We start from the raw sequence: 26417 nt of genomic DNA on the forward strand, positions 1-26417 counted from the left end.
GATGAACAGCTGCCTTTATCACGGCGTGTTACGCCACCGCCGCCTTCAGCCGAAAACACATGAATTTCGCTACACCGTCTTTATGGCCTGGCTGGATCTGGATGAACTGCCGCTGCTGGCGTCCGTTGGCGTGCGGCGCAATCGCTTTGCCGCCGCCTCGTTCCATGACGCCGACTATCCGCTCGGCACGCCGCTTAAAGAGAACGTGCAGAGCAGGCTGGAGAGCCTGACCGGAGAACGTCCTGACGGGCGGGTTATGCTCCTGACCCAGCTGCGTTACTTCGGGTTTCATTTTAATCCGGTCAACTTTTACTACTGCTATGACGGCAAGGGGACGCTGCGCTGGGTACTGGTGGAGGTCCGTAATACGCCGTGGAATGAACGCCATTACTATGCCGTCAACGGACAGGATGCGCAGCCTACGGAAAAGGCGTTTCACGTCTCCCCGTTCAACCCGATGGACATGATCTACCACTGGCGCTTCAACACCCCGGACAACACGCTGCATATGCACATTGAAAATCATCAGGATACAAAGGTGTTTGACGCCACCCTGGTGCTGCGTCGGGAGCCGCTGACCCGCACGACGCTGCGCGCACTGCTGCTGCGCATCCCGCTCATGACCCTGAAAACCGTATTCGCCATTTACTGGCAGGCGCTGAGGCTGTGGCTCAAGCGCGTGCCGCTGTATAACCATCCCGTCAGCAGGAGTGAACGCTCATGACCGATCCCGTCTTTGCGCTTGAACCCGATATCCCGCGCAACGTCCGCATCGCGCGCTGGCTGCTTTTCAGGCTGTTAAGCGGCATCCGCGGCGGCTCACTCACCCTGCGTGAAGGGGCGCAGAGCTTCCATTTCGGCGAAACATCCTCCACGCTGCATGCCGACGTGCAGATCCTGACGCCCGGCGTCTACTGGCGTGTCTTAACGGGCGGCAGCCTTGCCGCGGCAGAAGCCTGGATGGACGGCGAATGGGAAACCGCGCAGCTTACGCCTCTTCTGCAAATCCTGGCTCTCAACGGCGAGGTTCTTGGCCGTCTGGAGAAAGGCTTTCGTCTGCTCGGCAGGCCGCTTGAGCGGCTACGCCACTGGACGCGGCGTAACTCCCGTGCCCAGGCGCGGGAAAATATTGCCGCCCATTACGATCTGGGCAACACCTTTTACAGCCATTTTCTGGATAAGGAGCTGCTTTATTCCAGCGCGCTGTTTACCGCGGATGAGCAGGATCTTACCGCGGCACAGCAGGCCAAAATGGCGCGCCTGTGTGAACAGCTGGCGCTGAGTCCGGGGGATCACCTGCTGGAAATTGGCACCGGCTGGGGGGCGATGGCGGAATACGCCGCCCGGCATTATGGCTGTCGGGTGACCACCACCACGCTTTCGCAGGAGCAATACGTCTGGGCAACCGAGCGGATTGCCCGTGCGGGGCTCCAGGACCGGGTCGAGGTGCTGCTCTGCGACTATCGCGACCTGACCGGGGAGTATGACAAGCTGGTCTCAATAGAGATGATTGAGGCCGTCGGGCAGCGCTATCTGCCCACGTTCTTCCGCACCTGTCAGGCGCGGCTGCGGCCGGGAGGACGGATGGCGATTCAGGCCATCACCATTCAGGATCAGCGCTATCGCGACTACAGCAAAAGCGTCGATTTTATCCAGCGCTACATTTTCCCCGGCGGCTTCCTGCCGAGCATTACTGCGATGAATGAGCTGATGACGCGCCACACCGACTTCGTGGTGCGCAACCTCTTCGACATGGGGCCTGACTACGCCCGCACGCTGGCCCACTGGCGGCAGCGTTTTGTCCATGCCTGGCAGGAGATTGAAAAGCTCGGCTTTGATGACCGGTTCCGCCGGATGTGGCTGTATTACTTTGGCTACTGCGAAGCCGGGTTTAACGCCCGCACCATCAGCGTGGTGCAGCTCACCGCCGAGCGCGTATGAGACGTTACCTTCAGGTTTTCCTGCTGGCCGTCGCGTTCGATCTTTACTGGGCGCTGGTGGTGCTCTTTCGCGAACAGGGCCTGATTCTGTGGCTCGCGCTGGCGATCCTGGCGTGTCTGCTATTGCCGTCGGTATACCGTCCTTACGCCATTGGGCTGGCGGCGGCGGGCAGTTTGCTGGACGCGCTCTGGGCACTGACCGGGCTCATTGACTTCGCGGGCGAGTCGCTGATGCCGCTATGGATGGTGGCATTGTGGCTGATGTTCGCCACCGTCTGGACGCAGCTGACGCGCACCACCACGTTGCCCGGCTGGCTGCTGACGCTGCTTGCCGCCGTGGGGGGGCCGGTGGCCTATCTGTTCGGCGAGCGGCTGGGCGCCATCACGTTTCTGGAGCCGACCGTTATCGTCGTCGGCTGGATGGTGCCGGGGTGGCTGGTGTTGATGCTGTTTTACCACCTGCTGATGGGGAGACAAAAATGAGAACTGCGGTACTGCTGCTTTGGCTCACGCTCGTCGCGCCCGCGGCCCTGGCGGCTGACTGGCTGGCCTGGCGTAAGGTAGGCGACGCCACGCTCACCTGGGGACCTTTGACCGTCTATACCTCCCAGTTGCGCACCCCGGACGGGCGTTACGGTCGGGAGAACCAGGATCAGGCTCTGATTATTACCTATGCGCGCGATATCGATCGCGATGAGCTGGTTGAAGCGACCCGCGACCAGTGGCAGGCGCAGGAGATCCTGCAACGGGAACCCCGAAGCGAAGCCTGGTTACAGATGCTGCGCTCTCTGTGGCCGGATGTCCGGCCGGGCGCACAGCTGGCGTTTGTGCTCGACGACGGGCAGGGGCAGTTCTGGTATCGCGCGTCAGCAGCGCAAAAAGCCTTTATTCCACTCGGACCACGTCAGTCAGAAGCCTTCAGCACCCGCTTTCTGGCCATCTGGCTGGGTCCCCGCACGCAATACCCTGAGCTGCGTCAGCAGTTAATCGGAGGCCAAAAATGAAACGTATCCTGACCCTGGCGCTGGCATTGACGATGCTGCTGGCAGGCTGTAGTACCGAGGTGGCCGAGTATCGCCAGCAGCAGCCGCGGCTGGATATCTTCCAGTACTTTCAGGGCAAAACCGAAGCGTGGGGGATGGTGCAGGATCGCAGCGGTAAACAGATCCGCCGCTTTCACGTGGAGATTGCCGGGGATGTTATCGGCGATACGCTGACCCTCAATGAACACTTTGTTTATGACGACGGTGAGAAGCAGCAGCGGGTATGGCATATCCGGCGCGTGGGGAACGATCGTTACGAGGGCACGGCGGGGGACATTGATGGTGTCGCCACGGGGCAGGCAGCGGGCAACGCCTTTAACTGGCATTACAGCATGAATGTAAAAGCCAAGGGGAGCACCTGGCAACTGACGTTTGACGACTGGATGTACCTGCAGGACGAGACCCATCTGTTTAATAAAACGGAGATGAAGAAATTTGGCGTCACCGTCGCCACGGTGACGCTGTTCTTTACCCGTAAGACATGAGTCTAGTCGCGGGCGCGGTGGGTTTTACTGCCCGAGTAAATGAACCAGAGCGCAATACCCAGGCAAACTACCGCCCCGAGACGACTTGTTGAAAACGGAATGGCGGGATTACCCAGCCAGCCAAAGTGATCAATCAGCATGCTCATCGCGAGCTGGCCGAAGATCACCGCCACCGTGGCGACGGCGGTGCCGATCCGCTGCACGGCCAGCACCATTATCACGATATAGGGCACGCCGAACATCGCGCCGAGGAGCTGCCATTTTGGCACGTCCAGCAGCGTAATGGCCTGCTTAGGCTCAACGAAGAAAATCAGCAGGGCGGTCACCAGCGCGCCGACGGAAAAGGTCAGAAACGCACTTTTAAATACGCCCACGCTGCTGCCGAGCTGTCCGTTGATTGCAGCCTGGATGCTCAGCGTCGCGCCGCCGCAGACGGCCAGAAGGATCATAATCAGTGTCATACGTTACCCCTGTGCGACCAGAACCAGTGCCGCAATGATGAAACCCAGCGCGATAATGCGTTTCGCGTTTATTCTCCTGTGCGGTGTCCCCAGCAGACCATAGTGGTCAATGATCAGGCTTTTAAAGACCTGACCGGCCAGAATGCCGATCATGGTCATGGCGATGCCGATGGCGGGTGTCGCAACGGTCAGAATGACCACATACACAGGGCCAAGCACGCCGCCGAGCAACTGCCAGCCGGGCTGAGCAAAAAACGACGGGCTATTGCGAGGGCTAAAAAACAACATCAACAGAAACGTTAGCGCGGCACCGACGCCAAAAATGCTGAACGTCGCCCATAAATCCCCAACTTCACTGCCCAGCGGACCGAGCAACCCCGCCTCAACGGACAGGCCCATCCCGCCGGCAATCACCAGTAAAATCAAAACAAACTGCATATCTTTCCTCCGTTTCAGGGGAAGAAGATTACGTCGCAAGCTTAGTGAGAAAAATGCCATAATGCAGTAAACACCTTTGCAAGGTATGCATTAATGGTCGACGCCAGTAACATCAACATCCGCGCGCTGCTGATCTTTATTGACGTGTATGAAGCGCAGAATTTCTCCGTCGTCGCGCGGCGCCACGGGATCTCGGCCTCGCAGATATCCCGCGTGATCCACCAGCTTGAAGATGCGCTGGGGCAGCAGCTTTTCTATCGCAATACGCGGGCCGTTATCCCCACGGAAAGCGGCCATCTTTTTATTCGCTATGCCCGCTCGATGGCGGAAAACCTGGAAGAGGCGCGACGGGAGCTGGACGCCCGCGCGGTGGAGCCGTCTGGCGTAATACGTATTAACGGACCGGTATTTTTCGGCCAGAAGCACATTGCACCGGGGCTTCCCGGTCTGGCGGAACGCTACCCCCGACTCAGCGTAGAGCTGACGCTGACCGATGATTTTATCGACCCGCACCGGGATGCTGCCGACGTGATCTTCCGCATTGGCGTGCTGACCGACTCCTCTTTTCGCGCCCGGGTGTTCGGTCAGCAGGTGTATCACCTGGCCGCATCGCCAGAATACCTGCGTAAACACGGTGCGCCGGACGGTCCCGACGAACTGACCCGGCATCACTGTCTTGTTTATCGCGGATCGTCGGGGCCTAACCGCTGGCTGTTTCGCAGGCCGGGCGAGGCGTGGATGCACTATCCCGTTACGCCACTGATGACCTCAAATAATGCGGAAGCGTTACTGGCGGCGGCGCTGGGCGGAATGGGGATTGTGTTGTTTCCGGACTGGCTGCTGAGCGAGCCCCTCCAGCGCGGCGAGCTGATCCCGCTTCTGCCCGCGCTGGAGTGCGCCATTAATACGGAACAACAGGCTATCGCGGCGATTTATCCTGATGCCCGACATCCGCCCCTGAACGTCAGGGCGGTGATTGATTATTACGTCGAGCGTTTTGGTTCGCCGCCGTACTGGCAAGCGTAAGGGGATTACGCGCCGAGCTCCTGGCGGATAATCTCTGCGCCGGCGCTGAGCGCTTTCAGCTTGCCGTTAGCAACCTGGCGGGAGAGAGGGGCCATGCCGCAGTTGGTGGAAGGGTAAAGCTTGTCGGCATCAACGAACTGCAGCGCTTTACGCAGCGTATCGGCCACTTCCTCCGGCGTTTCAACCGTGTTGGTTGCCACATCAATCGCGCCCACCATCACTTTTTTACCGCGGATCAGCTCCAGCAGATCCATCGGCACGCGAGAGTTGTGGCACTCCAGGGAGATGATGTCGATGTTAGAGGTCTGCAGCTTCGGGAAGGCCTCTTCGTACTGTCGCCATTCTGAACCCAGCGTCTTTTTCCAGTCGGTATTGGCTTTGATGCCGTAGCCGTAGCAGATGTGTACTGCGGTTTCGCATTTCAGCCCTTCGATGGCGCGTTCCAGCGCGGCGATGCCCCAGTCGTTGACCTCGTCAAAGAAGACGTTAAACGCCGGTTCGTCAAACTGGATGATATCGACGCCTGCGGCCTCTAACTCTCTCGCCTCCTGGTTGAGGATTTTGGCAAATTCCCAGGCCAGCTTTTCGCGGCTTTTGTAGTGCGCGTCGTAAAGGGTGTCGATCATGGTCATCGGCCCCGGCAGGGCCCATTTGATGGGCTTATCCGTGAGCTGGCGTAAGTATTTGGCATCGTCCACGAAGACCGGTTTCTGCCTGGCGACGGCAGAGACTACGGTCGGCACGCTGGCGTCATAGCGGTTACGAATGCGCACCGTCTGGCGGTTCTCAAAATCAACGCCGCTCAGGTGTTCAATAAAGGTGGTGACGAAGTGCTGGCGGGTCTGTTCCCCGTCGCTGACGATATCAATTCCCGCGCGGATCTGCTCATCCAGCGATAAGCGCAGCGCATCCTGTTTACCCGCCAGTAATTCCTGATCCTGTAATTTCCACGGTGACCAGAGCGTTTCAGGTTGCGCAAGCCAGGTCGGCTTAGGCAGGCTGCCAGCGGTGGACGTCGGGAGCAATGTTTTCATAATAAAAGACCTTTTTGGATGAATTAAAGCGTGTAGTTATCAGACCACTGCTCAAGAATATGTTTGTAAGGCTTAATAAAGTATTCTTCGGTAAACCGACCCTGTTCAATGGCCAGGCGGCTTCGCTCTTCACGGTCATACACAATTTTGGTTAATGAGTGATCCTGCTGGTTCAGATCCGGTCGATAGCACAGGCCCGCCGCCGAGTTGGCGTTATAGATCTCCGGGCGATAAATTTTCTGGAATGTTTCCATCGTGCTGATGGTGGCGATCAGTTCCAGATCGGTGTAATCATTCAGCAAATCTCCGGTAAAGAAGAATGCGAAAGGCGCCACGCTATTTTCCGGCATGAAATAGCGCACGCTCAGACCCATCTTCCCGAAGTACTGTTCCGTTAAGGATTCGCCCTCCGGCAGATACTCAATGCCCAGAATGGGGTGCTGGTTGCCCGTGCGGCGATAAGTATCCTTGCTGGAGACGCTCAGGCAGATCACCGGTGCTTTTCTGAAGTTCTCTTTGTATTCAGGTGAATTCACAAAGTGGCGGAAAATATTGCCGTGCAGTTCGCCAAACTTTGCCGGAATAGTGAAGTGTTGCTGGTTCTTGTTGTGTTCCAGCAACAGGACGCTGAAATCATAATCCCGCACGTAAGACGAGAAGTTATTGCCGACAATCCCTGGAATACGCAGGTTGAGTTTTTTGTCGATAATATACGTTTGCAATATCTCAATGGCCGGGAACGGTTTTTCCGCGCCGATATTCAGGTCGACAGAGATGATTTCCAGTTCAACCGCGTAGCGATCGGCGTTGGGGTTATCCCAGCGCGCCAGGGCGTTGAAGCGGTTGTTGATCATCACCAGCGTATTGCGCAGATTTTCCTGACGCTTTTCCCCGCGCGCCAGGTTGGCAAAGTTGGTGGTGGTACGCGTGTTTTCTGACGGGTTGTAATTCTCATCGAAGCAACTGCGCTTAAGGGTATATGTGAAAGCTTTGCTCATGTGGTTATGCATCCTAAGTTCATGTTGCCAAGAAGTTACCGATGCATAATTTATGCCTGAGCCCGCGGCACAGGGGAAGTGACTTAATTTCAACGCAACATGAGGGAAGTTCATGATGCTGATCACATATTCTGATCGTGTCAGGTCATCATGATTTTTTTAGCGAAACAGATGGCTTCTTGCCTGCCGATGTAGGGGCCATAGTTGTCGATCGCACGGTAGCCATTGCGCTCATAGAAGTTCACAGCACGCCTGTTCACTTTCCGGGTTTCAAGCCAGATTTCACCGTAGCCTAAACGTTGCGCAGAGGCTTCAAGGAAAGCCAGTAAAGCCTGACCAATTCCGGGTTCGCTTCTGTCTGAATACATGCGCTTTAGCTCGGCAACCTGTTCGGTAAGCGGGCGCAATGCCGCACATCCTACGGCATCACCTGTTGCATTTCTGGCGATAACCCACACAGCGCGTTCACCCTTCATTGAGTCAACTGCAAAATGACGCGTACCGCTATCCCCGGTGATCGTTGCCAGTTCTGATGACAAATTTTCAATCAAAAGCAGGGATTCACAGGCATGCAGGTCTGCGGTGTTAATCGTTATCATGGGATGGTTCCATTGCGGATTGTTTACAGCCGTTAAATTATCAGACAGTTAGGGTGACTTGTCCTATGTTTTACTTATGTTTCGGCACGCGCGTAATGACGTTATAATCCCCAAAATTTCCAACCGGTTTAGAAACAATCATGACAAAACTCACCTTACAAGAGCAGATGCTGAAAGCAGGCCTGGTCAGCAGCAAGAAAGCGGCAAAAGTTCAGCGCACGGCCAAGAAATCACGCGTTCAGGCGCGTGAGGCCCGGGAAGCGGTCGAAGAGAATAAGAAAGCGCAGATCGAGCGTGACAAGCTGCTGAGCGAGCAGCAGAAGCAGGCCGTGCTGGCGAAAGAGTTCAAAGCGCAGGTGAAGCAACTGATTGAGATGAACCGTATCACCGTGGCGAAAGGCAATATCACCTTTAACTTTACCGACGGTAATGTGATCAAAAAGCTCGAAGTTGATAAGCAGACGCAGACTCTACTGATCAACGGCCGTCTGGCGATTGCCCGGCTGGTCATCAACGCCAGCGGCGACTGTGAATACGCGATTATTCCGGCGGTGGTGGCCGATAAAATTGCCCAGCGCGATGCCGACAGCATCGTGTTAAACAGCGCGCTCAGTCAGGACGAGCAGGACGAAGACGATCCGTACGCGGACTTCAAAATCCCGGACGATTTGATGTGGTAAATCACCGTCAGAACGGGGCGGCGTGACGGGCGTTAACCGGCTCACCGCTCACGGGATGAATAAAATTCAGAACGCTTGCATGCAGCATTAGCCGCGGTACCGTTTCGGTGCCCGGCACGTCAAGCCCGCCATACAGATCGCACCCCAGAATTGGGTGCCCCAGTTGCTGGCAGTGAATACGCAACTGATGGGTGCGCCCGGTCTCCGGGGTCAGCGTTACCCGCGTTAACGGTACGCCCGTCTCCTGATAAAAACGTTCTACTACCCGGTAGCGGGAGCGGGCCGGTTTTCCGGTTGTAGCGCAGATCGACATTAACGGGAACAGCGCCGGGTCTTTGGCAATGGGCGCGTCTATGACTCCCTCATCGTTTTCCAGATGTCCGCAAAGCAGGGCGCTGTAACCTTTCTCCACGCTGCGCTGGCTAAACTGCTGGCAGAGCGCAGCGTTAATGGACTTATTGCGCGCAACCACCATCAGCCCGGACGTGCCGAAATCCAGACGATGCACCAGCGTGCAGCCGGGGAAGGTCTGAACCAGACGATAGTGTACAGAATCGCGGTTTTGCGGATTTTTGCCCGAGAGGCTGAGCAGACCGGAAGGCTTATTGATCAGCAGCAGATGTTTATCCTGCCAGAGGATCGCAATGTCGTCGTGACACGGTGGGGCAATAAAAGAATCAATAATCGCAGACATCAGGCCGCCGGGCTGGAGAGTGGGAGCGGATGATAACGAAATGCGGGGGAAAAGAAAAACCCTCCCACCGGGCGGTGAGAGGGGGAAATCTTAAGCGGCAACCAGGCTGTCGATTGCGGCTTTCGCGTCGGTCTGCGCTTTGGTCGCCACTTCAGGACCGTAAGCGATACCTTCAGCGAACACGAAGTTCACGTCAGTGATGCCGATGAAGCCCAGGAACAGGCTCATGTACGGCGCTACCAGGTCGGTTGGGGTATCTTTGTGGATACCGCCACGGCTGGTCAGCACGATAGCGCGTTTACCTTTCACCAGACCTTCCGGGCCATTCTCGGTGTAACGGAAGGTTACGCCAGCGCGGGCCACCAGGTCGAAGTAGTTCTTCAGCTGGGTCGGGATGTTGAAGTTGTACATTGGGGCGTTGATCACGATAACGTCGTGCGCCTGCAGCTCAGCAATCAGCTCGTCTGACAGGGCCAGGGCTTCCTGCTGACGCGGGCTCAGCGGTGCGTCGCTTGGGCGCAGTGCGCCAACCAGCTCGCCATCCAGCACAGGAATCGGGTTTGCTGCCAGGTCACGCACGGTGATTTCGTCAGCGGAATGCTGTTCACGCCACTGTTCAACGAAGTAATCAGACAGCTGACCAGACTGAGAGTACCCTGCCAGAATACTGGATTTCAAAACTAATACTTTGCTCATGGGTGATTCCTGTTGTTGCATTTGATTGAAGGGGGTTGCCCCGTTGCTTGTTGACACTCTATTCACAATCCTGCCACAGAGATAGCGCAATATATCGAAGTCTATGTTCGAATTTTTTGAATAAGGCGCGAAAGGCGTCAATGTGGTACTCTAAAGCAATCATTAAAAAGAGAGTTTATCAGGGCGTGTACTGCCCTTTAACGCTATGACAGAACAACAAAAATTCACCTTCCCGATGCTCCTGCAACAACTCGATTCTCTGACGCTGCGCGACAAACAGCGCTTCGCCAGGCGTCTGCACGGCGTGAAGAAGGTTAAAAATCCTGATGCACAACAGGCCATTTACCAGGAGATGGCGAAAGAGATTGAACAGGCAGCAGGGAAAGTTGTGCTGCGCGAAGCCGCGCGTCCGGCGATTACCTACCCGGAAAACCTGCCCGTCAGCCAGAAAAAACAGGACATTCTTGAGGCCGTGCGCGACCATCAGGTGGTGATTGTCGCAGGCGAAACCGGTTCGGGAAAAACCACCCAGCTGCCGAAAATCTGTATGGAGCTTGGCCGCGGGATCAAAGGCCTGATTGGCCACACCCAGCCGCGTCGTCTGGCGGCGCGTACCGTCGCGAACCGTATTGCAGAAGAGCTGCAGACGGAGCCGGGCGGCTGCATCGGCTACAAGGTGCGCTTCAGCGATCATGTCAGCGATAACACCATGGTCAAGCTGATGACCGACGGTATTCTGCTGGCGGAAATTCAGCAGGATCGCCTGCTGATGCAGTACGACACCATCATTATCGATGAAGCGCACGAGCGCAGCCTGAACATCGACTTCCTGCTCGGTTATCTGAAAGAGCTGCTGCCGCGTCGCCCGGACCTGAAAGTTATCATTACTTCCGCGACCATTGACCCGGAACGCTTCTCGAAGCACTTCAACAATGCACCGATTATCGAGGTGTCAGGACGCACTTATCCCGTGGAAGTGCGCTATCGCCCGATCGTCGAAGAGGCGGATGATACCGAGCGCGACCAGCTGCAGGCTATTTTTGATGCCGTTGACGAGCTGGGCAACGAAAGCGCGGGGGATATCCTGATCTTCATGAGCGGTGAGCGCGAAATCCGCGATACCGCCGACGCCCTCAGCAAGCGCGACTTGCGCCACACGGAGATCCTGCCGCTATACGCGCGTCTGTCGAACAGCGAGCAGAATCGCGTCTTCCAGCCGCACAGCGGACGCCGCATCGTCCTGGCAACCAACGTGGCGGAAACCTCGCTCACCGTGCCGGGGATTAAATACGTTATCGATCCGGGTACGGCGCGCATCAGCCGCTACAGCTACCGCACCAAAGTCCAGCGCCTGCCGATTGAGCCCGTCTCCCAGGCCTCCGCCAATCAGCGTAAAGGCCGCTGCGGGCGTGTGTCGGAAGGGATCTGTATTCGCCTCTATTCCGAAGACGATTTCCTGTCGCGCCCGGAGTTTACCGACCCGGAAATTCTGCGCACCAACCTGGCGTCCGTTATCCTGCAGATGACTGCCCTGGGGCTGGGCGATATCGCGGCGTTTCCGTTCGTCGAAGCGCCGGACAAACGCAACATTCAGGACGGCGTACGTCTGCTGGAAGAGCTCGGGGCGATCACCACCGACGAGCAGGCGACGGTCTACAAGCTGACGCCGCTGGGCCGCCAGCTCAGCCAGTTGCCGGTCGACCCGCGCCTGGCGCGTATGGTGCTGGAAGCGCAGAAACACGGCTGCGTGCGCGAGGCGATGATCATTACCTCGGCGCTCTCCATTCAGGATCCGCGCGAGCGTCCGATGGACAAACAGCAGGCCTCTGACGAAAAACACCGCCGCTTCCACGATAAAGAGTCCGATTTCCTCGCCTTCGTGAACCTGTGGAACTACCTCGGCGAGCAGCAGAAAGCGCTCTCCTCGAACCAGTTCCGTCGCCAGTGTCGCGTGGATTTCCTCAACTACCTGCGCGTGCGCGAGTGGCAGGATATCTACACCCAGCTTCGCCAGGTGGTGAAAGAGCTGGGGATCCCGGTCAACAGCGAACCGGCGGCGTACCGCGAAATCCATATCGCGCTGCTGACCGGCCTGCTGTCCCACATTGGGATGAAAGACGCCGAGAAGCAGGAGTATACCGGCGCGCGTAACGCCCGTTTCGCCATCTTCCCGGGTTCCGGCCTGTTCAAGAAGCCGCCGAAGTGGACCATGGTCGCGGAGCTGGTGGAAACCAGCCGCCTGTGGGGACGCATTGCCGCGCGTATCGATCCAGAATGGGTTGAGCCGGTGGCGCAGCACCTGCTGAAGCGTTCGTACAGCGAGCCGCACTGGGAGCGCGCGCAGGGGGCGGTGATGGCGACCGAGAAAGTGACCGTTTATGGTCTGCCGGTGGTGGCCGCGCGTAAGGTCAACTACAGCCAGATCGATCCGGCGCTGTGCCGCGAGCTGTTTATCCGCCATGCGCTGGTGGAGGGCGACTGGCAGACGCGCCACGCGTTCTTCCGTGAAAACCTCAAGCTGCGCGCCGAAGTAGAAGAGCTGGAGCATAAATCCCGCCGCCGCGACATTCTGGTGGATGATGAAGCGCTGTTCGAGTTTTACGACCAGCGCATCAGCCACGACGTCATCTCCGCCCGCCACTTCGACAGCTGGTGGAAGAAGGCCAGCAAAGAGACGCCGGACCTGCTCAACTTCGAAAAGAGCATGCTGATTAAAGAGGGGGCGGAGTCGGTCAGCAAACTCGACTACCCGAACTTCTGGCACCAGGGCAACCTCAAGCTGCGTCTTACCTATCAGTTTGAGCCGGGGGCAGACGCGGACGGCGTGACCGTCCACATTCCGCTGCCGCTGTTAAACCAGGTGGATGAGAGCGGGTTTGAATGGCAGATCCCTGGACTGCGTCGCGAGCTGGTGATTGCGCTGATCAAATCCCTGCCGAAACCGGTGCGCCGCAATTTTGTGCCTGCGCCAAACTACGCGGAAGCATTTTTAGGCCGCGTTACGCCGCTGGAGCTGCCGCTGCTGGATGCGCTGGAGCGTGAGTTCCGCCGCATGACCGGAACCACCATTGACCGCGAAGACTGGAACTGGGATCAGGTGCCCGATCACCTGAAAATCAGCTTCCGCGTGGTGGACGACAAAAACAAAAAGCTGCTGGAAGGGCGTTCGCTCGGCGAACTGAAAGAGGCGCTGAAAGGCAAAGTTCAGGAGACGCTCTCTGCGGTGGCGGATGACGGCATTGAGCAGAGCGGGCTGCATATCTGGAGCTTTGGTCAGCTTCCGGAAAGCTACGAGCAGAAGCGCGGTAACTACAAAGTGAAGGCCTGGCCGGCGCTGGTGGACGAGCGCGACAGCGTGGCGATCAAGCTTTTTGATAACCCGCAGGAACAGCAGCAGATGATGTGGCGCGGGCTGCGTCGCCTGCTTCTGCTGAACATCCCGTCGCCGATCAAGTATCTGCACGAGAAGCTGCCGAACAAAGCCAAGCTGGGGCTGTACTTTAACCCGTACGGTAAAGTGCTGGATCTGATTGACGACTGCATCTCCTGCGGCGTGGACAAACTTATCCACGAGGCGGGCGGCCCGGTCTGGACAGAAGAGGGCTTTGCCCAGCTTCATGAAAAGGTGCGTGCGGAGCTGAACGACACCGTGGTGGACATCGCGAAGCAGGTGGAGCAGATCCTCACCACCGTGTTCAATATCAACAAGCGCCTGAAAGGGCGCGTGGATATGACCATGGCGCTGGGGCTGTCGGACGTGAAGGCGCAGATGGCGGGGCTGGTGTATCGCGGATTTGTTACCGGCAACGGCTTCAACCGTCTCGGCGATACGCTGCGTTATCTGCAGGCGATTGAAAAACGTCTGGAGAAAATGGCCATCGACCCGCATCGCGACCGCGCCCAGATGCTGAAAGTGGAGAGCGTCCAGCAGGCGTGGCAGCAGTGGCTGAACAAGCTGCCGCCTGCGCGCCGCGACGATGAAGACGTTCAGGGGATCCGCTGGATGATTGAGGAGCTGCGCGTCAGCTTCTTTGCCCAGCAGCTAGGTACGCCGTATCCGATTTCGGATAAGCGTATTCTGCAGGCGATGGAGCAGATCTCCGGTTAAACCGGTTTCTCCCTCTCCCTGTGGGAGAGGGCTGGGGTGAGGGCATCAGGCCTCACCCGTTCACAATCGCCAGCGTAAACCCATCCCACCCCTTAACTCCCACCGTTTGCAGCGCGGTGGCGGTTAAGCGCGGGTTATCTCCAGTCATCTCGATAAACCGACGCACGCCCTGCACCCGCGCGTCGTCGCTTTGCCCGTTAATCACTTCGCCCTCGCGCACCACGTTATCGCCGATGATCAACGTACCCGGACGGGAGTAGTGCAGCGCCCATTCAAGATAGCCGGGATTGTTTGGCTTATCGGCATCAATAAAGATCAGGTCGAACGGCGGAATGTCACCGAACTTTTCAAGAGAGTTCAGGGCCGGGCCTTCAATCAATTCAATGCGTTCGTTCAGCCCCGCGAGGTTGATATTCTGGCGCGCAACGTCGGCATGCGTAGGATCGGCCTCAAGCGTAATCAGCTTTCCGTCCGGCGGCAGCGCGCGTGCCATCCAGATAGAGCTGTAAGCCCCCAGTGTACCGATCTCCAGAACACGCCGCGCCTGCGTCATGCGCACGAACAGCGCCAGCAGTTGACCCTGATTGGCCGCTACATCATGTTCGGGGAGTCCGGCGCGTTTGTTATTTTCCAGGACCTGATTAAGGATGTCATCTTCAGGAATAAGCGACGAAATCATGAAATTATCGACTGCAGACCACTGTTGTTGCATACATTGACTCCTTGCGGGTAATCGCCGGGTGACGGCTGCGCCTTACCCGGCCTACGGGACGAAATCCAGGCCCGGTAAGCGCAGTGCCACCGGGCAGGTCTTCAGGCACTGACCCAGCCGCCGCCCAGCGCACTGTACAAATCAATCTGCGCCAGCAGCAGATTATTTTTCACCTGCACGACGCTGGTCTGCACCGAGAACAGCGTGCGCTGCGCGTCCAGCACGTCGAGATAGGATGAATAGCCGTTGCGATAGCGGTTCTGCGCAATGCGCAGGGTCTCCCGGGCGACATCCTGCTGGGCAAGCAGTTCCGTCAGCTGTTCCTGATAGCGCGTAATGGCATCAAGGCTGTTGTTCACTTCGGCAAACGCGTTTCGCACGGTTTTCTCATAGGCGTACAACGCCTGGTTACGCTGGGACTGTGAAATATCCACCTGCGCATTCAGCGCCTGGCGGTTCAGGAGCGGCGCGAGAATGCTTCCCCCTGCGCTCCAGAGCTGCAGCGGGTTATCCAGCAGGCCGGAAAGCGTGCGATCCTGTATCGATCCGCTTGCGGTGAGATTGATCGACGGCAGCAGGCTGGCGCGCGACGCGGCAAGCGAGGCATCCGCTGCCACCAGCTGTCGTTCGGCCTGGACGATATCCGGGCGGCGGTTCAGCAGCGCAGAAGGCAGCTGTGACGGCAATTTCAGCGGTGTCAGCGCCGCAAAGCTTTCGCTGCGCGCCACGTCGCCCGGGTTACTTCCCAGCAGCAAGCTCAGGGCATTCTCCTGCTGTGCAATCTGATGCTGCAGCACCGGAACCTGCGCCCGGGTTGAACGGAGTTCGGAATCCGATTGCATCAGCTCCAGGCGCGAGCTGTAGCCCGTTTCAAACTGACGCTTCGCGAGGTTAAATGCCTCTTCGCGTGATTTCAGCGTGGACTCGGTTACCCGCAGCTGTTCGTCAAGGGCGAGCAGGGTGACATACCCGGATGCCACGGACGACGCGACGGTTAAATCCGCGGCGCCAGCGGCGGCTTTTTGCGCCTCCAGCGAGGCTTCGGCAGCACGAGACGTGCTGCGGTTGACGCCCCAGATATCCACGTCATAGCTCGCCGTCAGGCTCCCTCTGTACAGCGTGCCGTAAACCGGCAGCCCGGTCGCGGCGGACTGCGAACGGGCGCGTGTCCCGGTTATGCCGGCATCGAGCGAGGGAAACAGGCTGCCGTCGGCAGCATAGACCCGCGCCTGATACTCGTTTATCCGTTCGCGGGCGATCAGGACATCGCTGTTATGCCCAAGCGCCTGGTCCACATAGCGGTTCAGGTGGTTATCATGAAAATTGCGCCACCAGAGCTGCTCCGTCGGGCTGGCAGGGCCGGAGACAGTGCGCCATTGCGTGGGGATGTGCAGCGTCGGCTGAGCCGGTTTGACATCAACGGACTGGCATCCGGCCAGCATGACCGCCACCACCAGCGCGGCTATCGGGCGAAGGATCATTACTTCGCCTCCCGCGTATCAATGGTCACCTGTACCGACATGCCCGGACGCAGCAGCGCGGAATCTTCTGGCTTACCGAGCACCTCAATGCGCACCGGAATACGCTGGGCAATTTTGACAAAGTTCCCGGTGGCGTTATCCGGCGTGATGGCGCTGAATTCTACGCCGGTTGCCGGAGAGATACTCTCCACGCGACCCTGATAGGCTTTGTTATTGAGGGCATCGACGGTGAATTTCACCGGCTGGCCGACGCGCAGCTCCGCGAGCTGGGTCTCTTTAATATTGGCGATGACCCAGTGCTGCGGCGGCACCAGGGTGGTGAGGTGGGTCCCGGCAGTCACGTAGGCACCGAGACGCACGGCGATCTGACCAAGCTGGCCGTCGCGCGGGGCCACAATACGCGTGTTTTGCAGATCGATCTGCGCCAGCTCCAGCGCCGCTTTGGCATTTTCAACATCCGCTTCCAGCGCACCGCGGTTCACAATCACCGTCTGTAGATCCTGACGCGACATCTCAAGCGCGGCTTTCGCCTGGTCGATATCCGCGCTGCCCTGGGCGGCGCTGGCCAACGCCGCGTCGCGTTCACGAATGGAAAGCGAACCGTCAGCCGTCAGCTCTTTCACCCGCTTTAAATCCGCCTGGGTTTTCAGGCTCTGGGCGCGGGCATTTTTCAGCGCGGCGTCATTTTTGGCGATGACGGCCTCAGCGCTTTTACGCTGCTGCAGATTGTTATTCAGGGCGGCAATTTTCATCGCCAGCTGGGCCTCGGCCTGATGCACCCGCTGACGATAAATACGGTCATCAATCTGCAGCAGCAGGTCGCCTTTTTTGACCTGTACAAAGTCCTGAACGTGCACCTCAGTGATATAACCGTTCACCTGCGGGCTGATAAACGTCGTCTGGCCGCGCACGTAAGCGTTGTCGGTAAACTGGGCATGGCGGGTGAATGGCGGAAGCTGCCACGCGTAAAGGATCACCAGCACGCCGACGATACCGATGGCGGCGGCAGTGAAAACGGAAACAATGCGCACATTTTTGCGGGTGTTGGCCTGCTCTTTGGCGGCATCCTGCTGACTCATAAATTCTCCAGAAATATTTCAATTATTTGTTGCCGGTGGCGTTCTTAAGCGCCATACGGGCAGTGATGCGCAGGCGCAGCAAGCGCCATAAAATCCAGACCAGCGTGGCGGCAGCGATACTGGCGGTCAGAAGATAAGTATCGTTGTAGGCCAGAATATTCGCTTCCAGGCTGGTGACCGTTTGCAGCTGCGTTATCGCCTGGGTGCCCAGCAGCGCGCTGTCGCCAATCAGGCTTTTGTACATCTGGGTATAAAGCTGGATCCGCTCGTTGACCAGCGGGTTGAGCGTGGTGAGCTGGTCCGCCAGCAGGCTGGAGTGGTACTTCTCGCGCCAGGTCTGGAAGGTACCGAGAATAGCGGAGCCCAGCAGACCGCCGAGGTTCTGGCTCATGCCAAACATCACCGAGAAGCTGACCAGGTTGCGCGGGTCGGCGATCACGCCGCCGATGGCGGCCAGCATTGCCGGAGCCAGGAAGAAAGCGCTGCCAAAGCCCAACAGGAACTGACTCAGCATCAGCTGATCCGGTCGGGTCAAATTGTTAGACTGGCTGTCCAGCAGCGAGGCAACAATCATCAGCGCCAGCGAGGTGATTATCGGCCACGCCAGTTTCGTCGGCTTGATGGTGAGACAGCTGGTGACGATCCCGCAGACGATACCGGCGAAAATGGACCATGCCAGATGCGTCATCTGCTCGTTCTGTAAACCCACGTACTGCAGCCAGCCGATGACGCCGGTATTTTGCTCGGCCAGCACGATACGGATCAGCAGCATGATCAGCCCCAGACGAACGATGCTGCCGCTCGACAACCAGCGGGTGTTCAGCAGCGGGTTGCTGCGGTTATGTTCAAAGACGATGGCCGCCACAATGAGCACCAGCGATAGCGCCAGCGACCAGCCGATCCACGGCGCCTCGAACCACCAGTCAAGACGGCCTAAAGAGAGTACGGCGCAGAGCAGGGCCATTCCAGGGGCCATTAAAAAGAAGGTGATAAAGTCTTTTTTCTCAAAAACCTTTCGTCGGTCACCCGGCGGCAGTTTTAAGGCTATCACGCAGGCGAGGGAGATCAGCGCCAGCCCCAGTTCGAAGAAATAGAGCCCGCGCCACTCGTCCAGCTGCAGCAGCTCGGTCGAAAACAGGCGGGCGAGAGGGATGGCGAGTGACGATCCGGTGATGCCGATAGTCAGCGCTTTCAGGCGATGTTTCGCCGGCCAGGCCTGGATCTGGTAGTAAATCCCCAGCGAGCTGAGCGCGGCGGCCACCATACCGTGCGCGGCGCGGACCATCAGCGCCGAGCTGAGATCGTTAACAAAGAGGTGGAAAAAGGTGACCAGCACATACAGCACCAGAAAACCTTCCGTAAAGGCGCGTAAACCGTACTGCTGGCGGAATTTCACCAGCAGCAGGTTAATGGAAATGTTGGTCATCACATAGACCGCCGGTAACCAGGCGATTTCCGTAGACCAGGCGCCGAAGGTACCCTGCAGATTTTGCAGGTTGGCGGTGACCACCGCATTGCCCAGGGCACCCGTCAGGCAGACCAGCAGGCCAACGACGCCGTAGGCAACCCGTTTGGGCGTACTGTGGTTTGGCGTGGAGGGTGACCCCAGCAGTGCCGGTTTCTCGTGTGGCTGCCACTCGCGAGGAGCATAAGGGTCGCGTTCGGGCAGGCGCATAACGTTGTTTACCTTTGAAAAAATTGAAAAATTAACGGGCTCGCGATTCTACGTCTGCCTTAAATCATAATTCAAGTGAATATGATTTACGCATGTTAATCAAATGTTGAATAAGAAGTTTAAGGAAAAAGAGCGGCCTGACCAGACGAACTTTAGCCATGAAAGCCTGTTTTGCGGCGCTAAGTGCGGTACGCTAACCGCAGATGCTGTAAGGAGATGATGATGATACCGACTTTTTTCCCCTGCGTGCCCGCTGACACGCTAAGTGCCATTAACACCGTAGGACACTGGCTGGCACAGGATGACCTGCAGCCGGGGCAGCCCGTTGATTTGGTCATTCTGGCGGGTAATGCTGTCATTCCTGCCATTGATGCCGCCTGTCGCCTGGCGGCCGAGCAGGGTGTGCCTTTGATGATTAGCGGGGGAATAGGACATTCAACCGCCTTCCTCTATGCCGCTGTTGCCAGACACCCGCACTATCACATCGTCCCCACGGCAGGCCGTGCGGAGGCGGCCATTCTGGCCGATATCGCCCGTCAGTTCTGGCATATTCCGGCAGAGCGCATTTTTGTGGAAGAGCAGTCAACCAACTGTGGTGAGAACGCACGGTTTAGCCGGGCGTTGATGAAACATCTTCATCTTGCTCCTGAACGCGTGCTGGTGGTGCAGGACCCCACCATGCAGCGGCGCACAATGGCAACGTTTGCCCGTGTATGCCGGGATGAACCTGCCGCACCAGAATGGATAAGCCATCCCGGATTGACACCCGTGTTACGTAACAGCAACGATGGACTGGTCTTCAGCGGGAGAGGGGAAGGGCTGTGGCCGGTTGAACGCTATTTGTCACTGGTACTGGGTGAACTGCCGCGTCTGCGCGACGATGTTAACGGTTACGGACCGGCCGGGCGTGATTTTATCGCCCATGTGACGATACCCGCGCAGGTGGAAACCGCATGGCAAATCTTACGTAACGATGCGATTCTGACAGAGGCGCTCGCGAGCCGCGCCCTGCTGTAAATTACTGCCCGTTTGCATCACCTTTACTGCAAACGGGCAGGTTTCCGGTTACAGTGCAGCAAACTTGTCCAGCGTACGCACCAGCTGGGTGACAAAACCATATTCGTTGTCATACCAGGCGACCGTTTTCACCAGCTGCAGATCGCCAGCCTCACTGACCTCCGTCTGCGTGGCGTCAAATACCGAACCGTAATGCGAGCCGATCACATCCGACGACACAATCTCTTCATCGGTATAGCCAAAGGATTTGTTGCCCTGGGTCGCTTTTTTTAGCGCGGCGTTGATCTCCTCAATCGTCACTTTTTTCCCCAGAACAGCGACCAGCTCGGTTACCGAACCGGTTTTGACCGGCACGCGCTGGGCGTGGCCTTTGAGTTTACCGCTGAGGGCCGGGATCACCAGGCCAATGGCTTTCGCGGCCCCTGTCGTGTGCGGAATGATGTTCTCTGCCGCGGCGCGCGAGGCGCGCAGATCTTTCCCGCGCGGGCCATCCACCAGCGCCTGCGTACCGGTATAGGCGTGAATGGTGGTCATGGTACCGACTTTAATTTCAAAGGCATCGTGCAGGGCTTTTGCCAACGGGGCGAGGCAGTTGGTGGTGCAGGAGGCGACGGAGATAATGGTATCACTGGCGTCGAGGGTATCGTCGTTCACGTTAAAGACAATGGTTTTCATCTCGCCCGCAGGGGCGGAGATCAGCACCTTTTGGGCACCCGCATCCAGATGCGCCCGGGATTTCTCTTCAGAGGTATAAAAACCGGTGCATTCGACGACGATATCCACCCCGGCGGCTTTCCACGGGATATGTCGGGCCTCTTTTTCGGCGTACACCGCGATCGTTTTGCCATCCACAATCAGCGCGTCTTCGGTGAAATCCACACTCCACGGGAAACCGCCGTAGTTAGAGTCATGCCTGAGCAGATAGGCCAGCACTTTGGGCGAGGTAAGATCGTTGATGGCGACGACGGTGTTGCTGTCCTGGGTTTCAAGCAGGCGACGAAGGACGAGACGTCCGATGCGCCCGAATCCGTTAATGCCAATTTTACTCATGGTGTTCTCCTGTAAACGTGTCGGTGCGACAGTTTGAACTCATCCAGGCTTAGACCATGACGGGCAGGGCGGCAATTGAAGATGCTTCATGCGCGAGGAAGTATTTGAAAAACCATACAGTAAAGTTAATGAATTTTTAAGGAAAGGGGATTATGTTGGCGCGGTGACTGTTTTTTTTCAGGAAATCCCATGCGTACTAAATATACAAGCCTGCAGATTGCGATTCACTGGCTGGTGTTTCTGTTAATCATCGTCGCCTACTGCGCGATGGAGTTTAAAGGCTTCTTCCCGCGAACCGCACGCCCGGCGATCAATATGATCCACGTGTCCTGCGGTATCAGTATCCTGGTGCTGATGGTGACCCGTTTGCTGGTGCGTCTGAAATTCCGCGCGCCACCGATTCAACCGAAGCCAAAAGCGATGGTGACAGGCCTTTCCCATCTGGGGCATCTGGTGGTGTATCTGCTGTTTATCGCGCTGCCGCTGATTGGCATTGTGATGATGTACAACCGGGGGAGCGACTGGTTTGCTTTTGGCATGACGATGCCGCATGCGGCGGAGTCCAATTTTGACCTGGTGGATACGCTGAAAGAGTGGCACGAGACGCTGGCAAATCTGGGCTATTTTGTGATTGGCCTGCATGCCGCCGCAGCGCTGATGCATCACTACTTCTGGAAGGACAATACGCTTCTTCGCATGATGCCGAAAAAGCGTCAGTAGTCTTTAACGCTTGCCGGGTGGCGCTGCGCTTACCCGGCCTACATTTGCATCGTAGCCGCCACCCGGCTTGTTTTTAACCCAGCAGAGCACGCTCTTCAGCCGTTAACGCCAGCGGCTGCGTTGACCCCGTCTCCGACGATTTCACCGCCGCTTCCAGCACCGCCATCACCGCTAACGCCTCAACTGGATGCACCGGGTTGGCGATCTTCCCGAGCAGGGCATCGCGCACGTTGATGTAATACTGGCGCTGATCGCCTTTCGGTGTGGTAATGGTCTGCGGTGCGCCATCAGCCCCATAGAACACCATACTGTCACTGTCTTCCCCCCAGGCTTCACTGCCCGGAATGACGCCAGACAGCAGTTGCGCCTCCTGCTGGTCGATTCGGGCTTTCACCACGCTGCCTTTGTCCCCGTGGACGGCAAAGCGTGCTGTTCCGCCAGCCACCAGCATGCTGGCGTGCAGAATAACTTTATGCTCCGGGTAGTTCAGGACCACGTGCGCCCAGTCGTTAACTTCTGCGCCGTCGCGCAGCGTCGCAATATTCCCCTGCACCGTCTGCGGCAGGCCAAAGAGCTGCAGCGTCTGGTCGATCAGGTGCGGACCCAGGTCAAACCACAGACCGCTCCCGGGGACATTCTGCTCGCGCCAGCGCACGCGCACTTCCGGGCGGAAGCGGTCGATATGTGACTCCAGATGTTTAACCTTGCCGAGCGTGCCTTGCTCAATAATCTGCTTAATGCCGAGGAAATCGCTGTCCCAGCGGCGGTTGTGGAAGACGGAGAGCAGAAGCTGCTTTTCATCCGCCAGGGCGATCAGATCCCGGGCTTCCTGCATATCAAGCGTGAAGGGCTTATCCACGACCACATGTTTCCCTGAATTCAGGGCCAGGGTTGCCAGCGGGGCATGCGTGGCATTGGGGGAGGCGATCACCACCAGATCGACGTCCGGGTGCTGAATCGCCTCTTCCGGCGTGGCCACCACCAGCACGTCAGGCAGATCGCGTTTCACCTTCTCTTCATCCCTGGAAGAGACCACGGCCAGCCTGATGCCGTCCACAGACTGGATCAGCGGAGCATGGAACGTTTTACCGACGAATCCATACCCGATCAGCGCAATGTTGATTGTTTGAACTGTACTCATGACCTTCTCCACGTTATTACGCGCACACCGTTACCTGCAATGCGCCAGGGTCCCCAAGCTCAGGCCAGGGACGATCTAAAAAGAGTTGTTGAATGCCGGATAGCCCCGAAACCAGATACGGTTCACAGCGGTTGACTTTCAGATGGTCGGCGACAATCCAGTGGGCATGACTCGCGGCAAGCATCGCGCGTTTAACCTCGGCATCCGCTTCTTTGCCGGCACTCAGGCCGAGTTCGGCATGAATGGCGCACGCGCCGAGAATGGCAATATCTGCCCGATACCGGGACAGCAGCGACAACGTTGCACTTCCGGCGAACAGGCGTTGTTTTGGGTCCCATTTCCCGCCGAGCAGGATCAGTTCAATGTCTTCCCGCTCGCTAAAATTCTGGGCGATATCAAGCGACGTGGTAATGACGGTCAGCGGCCCCTGAAGGAAGGTGGCGACTGCCATCACCGTGCTTCCGGCATCCAGAAACAGGGTGGAACCCGGAGGAACCTGCTGTGCGACCTGTTTACCCAGGCGCTGTTTGGTTTCCGGCAGCAGCGTGTTGCGGCCCTGACGATTCATGGCGGAGAGATTCAGGGCGATGGCCCCGCCGTGGTTTTTCTGCGCCAGGCCCTGGTTTTCCAGGTCGGTCAAATCCCGACGGATGGTGTCGGCTGATACCTGCAGCTTCTCTGCCAGTTCGGTGATGCTGGCCTGGCCTTGCTCACTGAGGAGATCGAGGACGTAGCGTTGACGAGCGGTTTTGTGCATGGGCTGCAATCCTGCAAAATGTCGCAATAGTTTGCATAATACAGCATTTTGACGCAGAGGGAAGAACGATGTCGGGAGCAAACAGGAAAAACGGGAAGCGACAGGCAGAGGGCGAAAAAAAAGCCCCGAAGGGCCTTTGATTATTTGCGACCCAGCAACAGGCCGAGCACAATACCCACCGCTCCCGCGGCGATGAGGCCGGTGAGGGGGTTATTTCTGACAGCTTCAGTGACATCGGAGACGGCATCGCTGGCCTGTGCGGCATACTTTTTAGCGGCACCTTTTACCTGATGCTTTGGTGAATCCACGAACTCACCAAATTGCTGCTGCGCTGAACCTGTCAGTTCATCAAGCTTATTTTTTGCTTTGTCTTCAGCAAACTGGGTATTTTTATCAGTACCGAAATCAGACATTGTGCCTCCTTTTGTTAACAGGTAAAGGATAGCCTCTCTTAACAGATGTGAGGCCCGCAGGGCTAAATTCGGCCCGCAATGCGGCTGTTTTCGGATATCTCTGTGCCTGAAACGACACTACACGCGACGCCGCTATTCGGCAAATTTCAGCAACGCTTCGCCATCCAGACGATAACGCACCCACTCAGACTGCGGCAGTGCACCAATGCTCAGGTAAAAGTCGATGGCGGGCTGGTTCCAGTCCAGCACGCTCCATTCAAGGCGACCGCACTGCCGTTGTACGGCGAGTTGCGCGATATGTTTCAGCAGTGCTTTTCCCGCACCCAGGCCGCGGTACGCCGGGGAAACATACAGATCTTCCATATAAATCCCGTTGCGGCCAAGCCAGGTTGAATAACTGGTGAAGAACACGGCATAGCCAGCAATTTGTCCTTCACACTCAGCGATCAACGCTTCGGTTTTACTGCCTTCGCCAAAAAGCGTTTCCCGGATCTCATCCGGGATGGTGACGACGGCTTCCGGCGCTTTCTCATACACTGCCAGCTCATAGATCATGGCGTAAATGGCTGCTGCATCGTCGGGACGGGCCCGGCGAAGGGTGATATTCATGATTTTTCCTGCTTTTTTGCCTGTGTGTTGATTGATGGCGTTAAGCATACGGAGTATTGTCCGAAGAATTAAGTGCAATGAAATCAACCAATGATGAATATTATGCATCCGGCCCTGAGACGTCTTGATTTAAACCTGCTGCCTGTTTTTGATGCGATATATCGCTACCGCTCCGTTCGGCTGGCCGCTGACGAGCTGGCGATGAGCACGTCCGCACTCAGCCATGCGCTGTCGCGTTTACGTACGACCCTGAACGATCCGCTCTTTTTTCGCGAAGGGCACCGCATGTCCCCCAGCGTGTATGCTTCTCAACTTGCGCCTTCCATTGCTTCCGCTTTGTCGTTCCTTAACCACGAGTTGACTCCGCAGCCGGCGTTTGACCCGGCCAGCAGTACTGAGAGCTTACAGATTGCAATTACCGATTTTACCGCGCTGTGCATTTTCCCGGCCCTGATGCACACCCTGCAGCTGTCTGCCCCGGGATTACGTTTTGAATTGCGCTACCTGCCGCACAGCCCGGCGCTGACGGAACTGCTGGCGGGCGAGGTGGATCTGGCGCTGGGATTTAGTACGCCGGAGGATATTCGTCATCCGGAACTGGAAGAGATCGGCTGGTTTGAAGATGAGTATGTGGTCATCAGCAGCGCGAGCCGAACGCGGCTGACGCTGGAGGATTATCTCGCGGCCCGACATCTGGTGGTCACGCCATGGAATGAGAAACAGGGCGTTCTGGATGTGCGGCTCGAGCAGTTAGGCTATACCCGACACATTGCGATCAAAACGCCGTCGATGCTCAGCGCGCCATTTATCGTGGCGGAAAGCGATCTGCTGATGGCCATTCCACGGTATGCGGCCGAGAAGCTGATGGCGGCAGTGGATATTAAAATTTTTGACTTACCGTTCTCAATACGAAGATTTGAGGTGAAAATTTACTCCCATAAACGCAGCGGTCAGCGGGGCGCGACACGCTGGCTTAAGGAAGAACTGCAAACGCTGGCGCAGGCTTGCAGGGGAGAGTAGGCCAGGCAAGCGCAGCGCCACCCGGCAAGCAAGGGGGTATCGCAATATTCCAGGCGTGGAGACTGTTAATCTTGCTAATTATGGAGAAGTTATACTGGCCGTATATCGTTGTGCGGCAGCAATCGCCCTGTCGTCAAAAATATACTGTTCGAAATGATGGCTCGCATCGGTGACGCGATAAATTTTCCATTTACCGTCTTCATTACGCAGATACACGTTTAACCGCTGTTTTTGCCCATTACCTGTACCCAGGTCGACGTTAACAACTTTTCCGGACACCGAGTTTATCGCATTGCTTACGCTTAGGTCAGGGATCCACTCCGCCGCATAGTCCTGCGTATAGGTAAAATAATCAGAACCGATAATTTCTTGTTCGTAGAGAGAGGAAATTTTCTGCAGTCGGGAGAGCGTGTCATGCGCAATATAGTCACGCATTTTTGGTGAATCGAGATTATCTTCTTTGCTGTCTGTAACGAAAGCAGTGAGGTAAAACTGGTAAAAGTCATGAGTACGTTTTTCCGGCGCATCCATTTGTGTTGAA

Annotated in this window: 28 protein-coding genes; 11 read left to right on the forward strand and 17 right to left on the reverse strand. The window is 57.2% G+C overall.

Going from position 1 to position 26417, the window contains the following annotated elements; all coding sequences use genetic code 11:
- The first annotated feature begins 1 nt into the window (after position 1).
- The 5 genes from C5687_RS14045 to C5687_RS14065 are packed head-to-tail and all read left to right on the forward strand — an operon-like array spanning position 2 to position 3468.
- Positions 2–724 (forward strand): DUF1365 domain-containing protein, encoded by a 723-nt coding sequence (locus C5687_RS14045; RefSeq protein WP_059385348.1) that lies wholly within the window; start codon positions 2–4, stop codon positions 722–724.
- The gene (locus C5687_RS14050) at positions 721–1941 is read left to right on the forward strand and encodes an SAM-dependent methyltransferase (protein ID WP_104557155.1); all 1221 of its coding nucleotides are present in this window, start codon (positions 721–723) and stop codon (positions 1939–1941) included. Before C5687_RS14045 ends, C5687_RS14050 begins: the two co-directional genes overlap by 4 nt.
- Positions 1938–2423 (forward strand): DUF2878 domain-containing protein, encoded by a 486-nt coding sequence (locus C5687_RS14055; protein ID WP_047958521.1) that lies wholly within the window; start codon positions 1938–1940, stop codon positions 2421–2423. Before C5687_RS14050 ends, C5687_RS14055 begins: the two co-directional genes overlap by 4 nt.
- Positions 2420–2944 (forward strand): chalcone isomerase family protein, encoded by a 525-nt coding sequence (locus C5687_RS14060; protein WP_104557156.1) that lies wholly within the window; start codon positions 2420–2422, stop codon positions 2942–2944. Before C5687_RS14055 ends, C5687_RS14060 begins: the two co-directional genes overlap by 4 nt.
- Entirely contained in the window at positions 2941–3468 is a 528-nt protein-coding gene (locus C5687_RS14065) for a DUF3833 domain-containing protein (RefSeq protein ID WP_104557157.1), read from the forward strand. The genes C5687_RS14060 and C5687_RS14065 overlap by 4 nt, the downstream gene beginning before the upstream one ends.
- Before the next feature lie 2 nt (positions 3469–3470).
- Here the strand turns inward: C5687_RS14065 and C5687_RS14070 are convergent, their stop codons facing one another.
- Both C5687_RS14070 and C5687_RS14075 read right to left on the reverse strand, forming a co-directional pair.
- On the reverse strand, positions 3471–3929 hold the full coding sequence (locus C5687_RS14070; RefSeq protein ID WP_095449679.1) for a DMT family transporter: 459 nt from the start codon (positions 3927–3929) through the stop codon (positions 3471–3473).
- 3 nt (positions 3930–3932) lie between these two features.
- Complete coding sequence (locus C5687_RS14075; protein ID WP_045284328.1) at positions 3933–4367, reverse strand: DMT family transporter; 435 nt, start codon at positions 4365–4367, stop codon at positions 3933–3935.
- A gap of 93 nt (positions 4368–4460) precedes the next feature.
- Between C5687_RS14075 and C5687_RS14080 the strand changes: the two genes are divergently transcribed.
- A complete protein-coding gene (locus tag C5687_RS14080) occupies positions 4461–5393 on the forward strand; it encodes a LysR family transcriptional regulator (RefSeq protein ID WP_104557158.1) in 933 nt (310 codons plus the stop codon).
- A gap of 5 nt (positions 5394–5398) precedes the next feature.
- On the opposite strand, the gene C5687_RS14085 is transcribed toward C5687_RS14080, so the two are convergent.
- From C5687_RS14085 to C5687_RS14095, 3 genes are all read right to left on the reverse strand, one after another.
- Positions 5399–6427 carry a methionine synthase gene (locus tag C5687_RS14085; protein ID WP_021241377.1) on the reverse strand — a complete coding sequence of 343 codons (1029 nt, stop codon included), beginning with the start codon at positions 6425–6427 and terminating at the stop codon, positions 5399–5401.
- Positions 6428–6450: 23 nt separating this feature from the next.
- Positions 6451–7425 carry a DUF1852 domain-containing protein gene (locus tag C5687_RS14090; RefSeq protein ID WP_104557171.1) on the reverse strand — a complete coding sequence of 325 codons (975 nt, stop codon included), beginning with the start codon at positions 7423–7425 and terminating at the stop codon, positions 6451–6453.
- A gap of 140 nt (positions 7426–7565) precedes the next feature.
- The gene (locus tag C5687_RS14095; protein WP_104557159.1) at positions 7566–8024 is read right to left on the reverse strand and encodes a GNAT family N-acetyltransferase; all 459 of its coding nucleotides are present in this window, start codon (positions 8022–8024) and stop codon (positions 7566–7568) included.
- Positions 8025–8164: 140 nt separating this feature from the next.
- Between C5687_RS14095 and C5687_RS14100 the strand changes: the two genes are divergently transcribed.
- Positions 8165–8704, forward strand: a complete 540-nt coding sequence (locus tag C5687_RS14100) for a DUF2058 domain-containing protein (protein ID WP_104557160.1) — start codon at positions 8165–8167, stop codon at positions 8702–8704.
- Between the two features lie 7 nt (positions 8705–8711).
- Here the strand turns inward: C5687_RS14100 and C5687_RS14105 are convergent, their stop codons facing one another.
- Positions 8712–9398: an RluA family pseudouridine synthase gene (locus C5687_RS14105; RefSeq protein ID WP_104557161.1), complete on the reverse strand. Its 687-nt coding sequence runs from the start codon at positions 9396–9398 to the stop codon at positions 8712–8714.
- A gap of 90 nt (positions 9399–9488) precedes the next feature.
- Positions 9489–10094 (reverse strand): FMN-dependent NADH-azoreductase, encoded by a 606-nt coding sequence (azoR, locus tag C5687_RS14110; RefSeq protein WP_025757907.1) that lies wholly within the window; start codon positions 10092–10094, stop codon positions 9489–9491.
- Between the two features lie 205 nt (positions 10095–10299).
- Here azoR and hrpA point away from each other — a divergent pair, with 205 nt between their 5' ends.
- The gene (hrpA, locus tag C5687_RS14115) at positions 10300–14202 is read left to right on the forward strand and encodes an ATP-dependent RNA helicase HrpA (RefSeq protein WP_104557162.1); all 3903 of its coding nucleotides are present in this window, start codon (positions 10300–10302) and stop codon (positions 14200–14202) included.
- Positions 14203–14254: 52 nt separating this feature from the next.
- On the opposite strand, the gene C5687_RS14120 is transcribed toward hrpA, so the two are convergent.
- From C5687_RS14120 to C5687_RS14135, 4 genes are all read right to left on the reverse strand, one after another.
- On the reverse strand, positions 14255–14914 hold the full coding sequence (locus C5687_RS14120; protein ID WP_059386596.1) for an O-methyltransferase: 660 nt from the start codon (positions 14912–14914) through the stop codon (positions 14255–14257).
- 101 nt (positions 14915–15015) lie between these two features.
- Positions 15016–16395 (reverse strand): efflux transporter outer membrane subunit, encoded by a 1380-nt coding sequence (locus C5687_RS14125; protein ID WP_104557163.1) that lies wholly within the window; start codon positions 16393–16395, stop codon positions 15016–15018.
- Positions 16395–17474, reverse strand: a complete 1080-nt coding sequence (locus C5687_RS14130; RefSeq protein ID WP_025759962.1) for an HlyD family secretion protein — start codon at positions 17472–17474, stop codon at positions 16395–16397. The genes C5687_RS14125 and C5687_RS14130 overlap by 1 nt, the downstream gene beginning before the upstream one ends.
- A 22-nt stretch (positions 17475–17496) precedes the next feature.
- Positions 17497–19149: an MFS transporter gene (locus C5687_RS14135; RefSeq protein ID WP_059386593.1), complete on the reverse strand. Its 1653-nt coding sequence runs from the start codon at positions 19147–19149 to the stop codon at positions 17497–17499.
- A 222-nt stretch (positions 19150–19371) separates the two neighbouring features.
- Here C5687_RS14135 and C5687_RS14140 point away from each other — a divergent pair, with 222 nt between their 5' ends.
- Positions 19372–20166, forward strand: coding sequence for a YdcF family protein (locus C5687_RS14140; protein ID WP_095440707.1), 795 nt, complete (start codon positions 19372–19374; stop codon positions 20164–20166).
- A 48-nt stretch (positions 20167–20214) separates the two neighbouring features.
- On the opposite strand, the gene gap is transcribed toward C5687_RS14140, so the two are convergent.
- Complete coding sequence (gap, locus tag C5687_RS14145; RefSeq protein WP_104557164.1) at positions 20215–21216, reverse strand: type I glyceraldehyde-3-phosphate dehydrogenase; 1002 nt, start codon at positions 21214–21216, stop codon at positions 20215–20217.
- A gap of 189 nt (positions 21217–21405) precedes the next feature.
- Between gap and cybB the strand changes: the two genes are divergently transcribed.
- A complete protein-coding gene (gene cybB, locus C5687_RS14150) occupies positions 21406–21936 on the forward strand; it encodes a cytochrome b561 (RefSeq protein ID WP_059386590.1) in 531 nt (176 codons plus the stop codon).
- Between the two features lie 73 nt (positions 21937–22009).
- Here the strand turns inward: cybB and C5687_RS14155 are convergent, their stop codons facing one another.
- From C5687_RS14155 to C5687_RS14170, 4 genes are all read right to left on the reverse strand, one after another.
- Entirely contained in the window at positions 22010–23077 is a 1068-nt protein-coding gene (locus C5687_RS14155) for an oxidoreductase (RefSeq protein ID WP_104557165.1), read from the reverse strand.
- Positions 23078–23093: 16 nt separating this feature from the next.
- Positions 23094–23834, reverse strand: a complete 741-nt coding sequence (locus tag C5687_RS14160) for a DeoR/GlpR family DNA-binding transcription regulator (RefSeq protein WP_104557166.1) — start codon at positions 23832–23834, stop codon at positions 23094–23096.
- A 140-nt stretch (positions 23835–23974) separates the two neighbouring features.
- Positions 23975–24247: an ElaB/YgaM/YqjD family protein gene (locus C5687_RS14165; RefSeq protein WP_025759954.1), complete on the reverse strand. Its 273-nt coding sequence runs from the start codon at positions 24245–24247 to the stop codon at positions 23975–23977.
- Positions 24248–24379: 132 nt separating this feature from the next.
- Positions 24380–24856 carry a GNAT family N-acetyltransferase gene (locus C5687_RS14170; protein ID WP_104557167.1) on the reverse strand — a complete coding sequence of 159 codons (477 nt, stop codon included), beginning with the start codon at positions 24854–24856 and terminating at the stop codon, positions 24380–24382.
- Positions 24857–24946: 90 nt separating this feature from the next.
- Between C5687_RS14170 and C5687_RS14175 the strand changes: the two genes are divergently transcribed.
- Positions 24947–25876 (forward strand): LysR family transcriptional regulator, encoded by a 930-nt coding sequence (locus tag C5687_RS14175; protein WP_104557168.1) that lies wholly within the window; start codon positions 24947–24949, stop codon positions 25874–25876.
- Positions 25877–25954: 78 nt separating this feature from the next.
- On the opposite strand, the gene C5687_RS14180 is transcribed toward C5687_RS14175, so the two are convergent.
- Positions 25955–26417: YqhG/Tai3 family protein (locus tag C5687_RS14180; RefSeq protein ID WP_146086282.1), on the reverse strand; the 463-nt coding region annotated here is incomplete at its 5' end.

It is taken from the genome of Enterobacter sichuanensis, assembly GCF_002939185.1.
Lineage (GTDB): Bacteria > Pseudomonadota > Gammaproteobacteria > Enterobacterales > Enterobacteriaceae > Enterobacter > Enterobacter sichuanensis.

Bases quoted from the DNA above. Each gene is read 5' to 3' on its own strand.
- C5687_RS14045 (WP_059385348.1), top strand. From the start codon at position 2: ATGAACAGCTGCCTTTATCACGGCGTGTTACGCCACCGCCGCCTTCAG.
- C5687_RS14050 (WP_104557155.1), top strand. From the start codon at position 721: ATGACCGATCCCGTCTTTGCGCTTGAACCCGATATCCCGCGCAACGTC.
- C5687_RS14055 (WP_047958521.1), top strand. From the start codon at position 1,938: ATGAGACGTTACCTTCAGGTTTTCCTGCTGGCCGTCGCGTTCGATCTT.
- C5687_RS14060 (WP_104557156.1), top strand. From the start codon at position 2,420: ATGAGAACTGCGGTACTGCTGCTTTGGCTCACGCTCGTCGCGCCCGCG.
- C5687_RS14065 (WP_104557157.1), top strand. From the start codon at position 2,941: ATGAAACGTATCCTGACCCTGGCGCTGGCATTGACGATGCTGCTGGCA.
- C5687_RS14070 (WP_095449679.1), bottom strand. From the start codon at position 3,929: ATGACACTGATTATGATCCTTCTGGCCGTCTGCGGCGGCGCGACGCTG.
- C5687_RS14075 (WP_045284328.1), bottom strand. From the start codon at position 4,367: ATGCAGTTTGTTTTGATTTTACTGGTGATTGCCGGCGGGATGGGCCTG.
- C5687_RS14080 (WP_104557158.1), top strand. From the start codon at position 4,461: ATGGTCGACGCCAGTAACATCAACATCCGCGCGCTGCTGATCTTTATT.
- C5687_RS14085 (WP_021241377.1), bottom strand. From the start codon at position 6,427: ATGAAAACATTGCTCCCGACGTCCACCGCTGGCAGCCTGCCTAAGCCG.
- C5687_RS14090 (WP_104557171.1), bottom strand. From the start codon at position 7,425: ATGAGCAAAGCTTTCACATATACCCTTAAGCGCAGTTGCTTCGATGAG.
- C5687_RS14095 (WP_104557159.1), bottom strand. From the start codon at position 8,024: ATGATAACGATTAACACCGCAGACCTGCATGCCTGTGAATCCCTGCTT.
- C5687_RS14100 (WP_104557160.1), top strand. From the start codon at position 8,165: ATGACAAAACTCACCTTACAAGAGCAGATGCTGAAAGCAGGCCTGGTC.
- C5687_RS14105 (WP_104557161.1), bottom strand. From the start codon at position 9,398: ATGTCTGCGATTATTGATTCTTTTATTGCCCCACCGTGTCACGACGAC.
- azoR (WP_025757907.1), bottom strand. From the start codon at position 10,094: ATGAGCAAAGTATTAGTTTTGAAATCCAGTATTCTGGCAGGGTACTCT.
- hrpA (WP_104557162.1), top strand. From the start codon at position 10,300: ATGACAGAACAACAAAAATTCACCTTCCCGATGCTCCTGCAACAACTC.
- C5687_RS14120 (WP_059386596.1), bottom strand. From the start codon at position 14,914: ATGCAACAACAGTGGTCTGCAGTCGATAATTTCATGATTTCGTCGCTT.
- C5687_RS14125 (WP_104557163.1), bottom strand. From the start codon at position 16,395: ATGATCCTTCGCCCGATAGCCGCGCTGGTGGTGGCGGTCATGCTGGCC.
- C5687_RS14130 (WP_025759962.1), bottom strand. From the start codon at position 17,474: ATGAGTCAGCAGGATGCCGCCAAAGAGCAGGCCAACACCCGCAAAAAT.
- C5687_RS14135 (WP_059386593.1), bottom strand. From the start codon at position 19,149: ATGCGCCTGCCCGAACGCGACCCTTATGCTCCTCGCGAGTGGCAGCCA.
- C5687_RS14140 (WP_095440707.1), top strand. From the start codon at position 19,372: ATGATACCGACTTTTTTCCCCTGCGTGCCCGCTGACACGCTAAGTGCC.
- gap (WP_104557164.1), bottom strand. From the start codon at position 21,216: ATGAGTAAAATTGGCATTAACGGATTCGGGCGCATCGGACGTCTCGTC.
- cybB (WP_059386590.1), top strand. From the start codon at position 21,406: ATGCGTACTAAATATACAAGCCTGCAGATTGCGATTCACTGGCTGGTG.
- C5687_RS14155 (WP_104557165.1), bottom strand. From the start codon at position 23,077: ATGAGTACAGTTCAAACAATCAACATTGCGCTGATCGGGTATGGATTC.
- C5687_RS14160 (WP_104557166.1), bottom strand. From the start codon at position 23,834: ATGCACAAAACCGCTCGTCAACGCTACGTCCTCGATCTCCTCAGTGAG.
- C5687_RS14165 (WP_025759954.1), bottom strand. From the start codon at position 24,247: ATGTCTGATTTCGGTACTGATAAAAATACCCAGTTTGCTGAAGACAAA.
- C5687_RS14170 (WP_104557167.1), bottom strand. From the start codon at position 24,856: ATGAATATCACCCTTCGCCGGGCCCGTCCCGACGATGCAGCAGCCATT.
- C5687_RS14175 (WP_104557168.1), top strand. From the start codon at position 24,947: ATGATGAATATTATGCATCCGGCCCTGAGACGTCTTGATTTAAACCTG.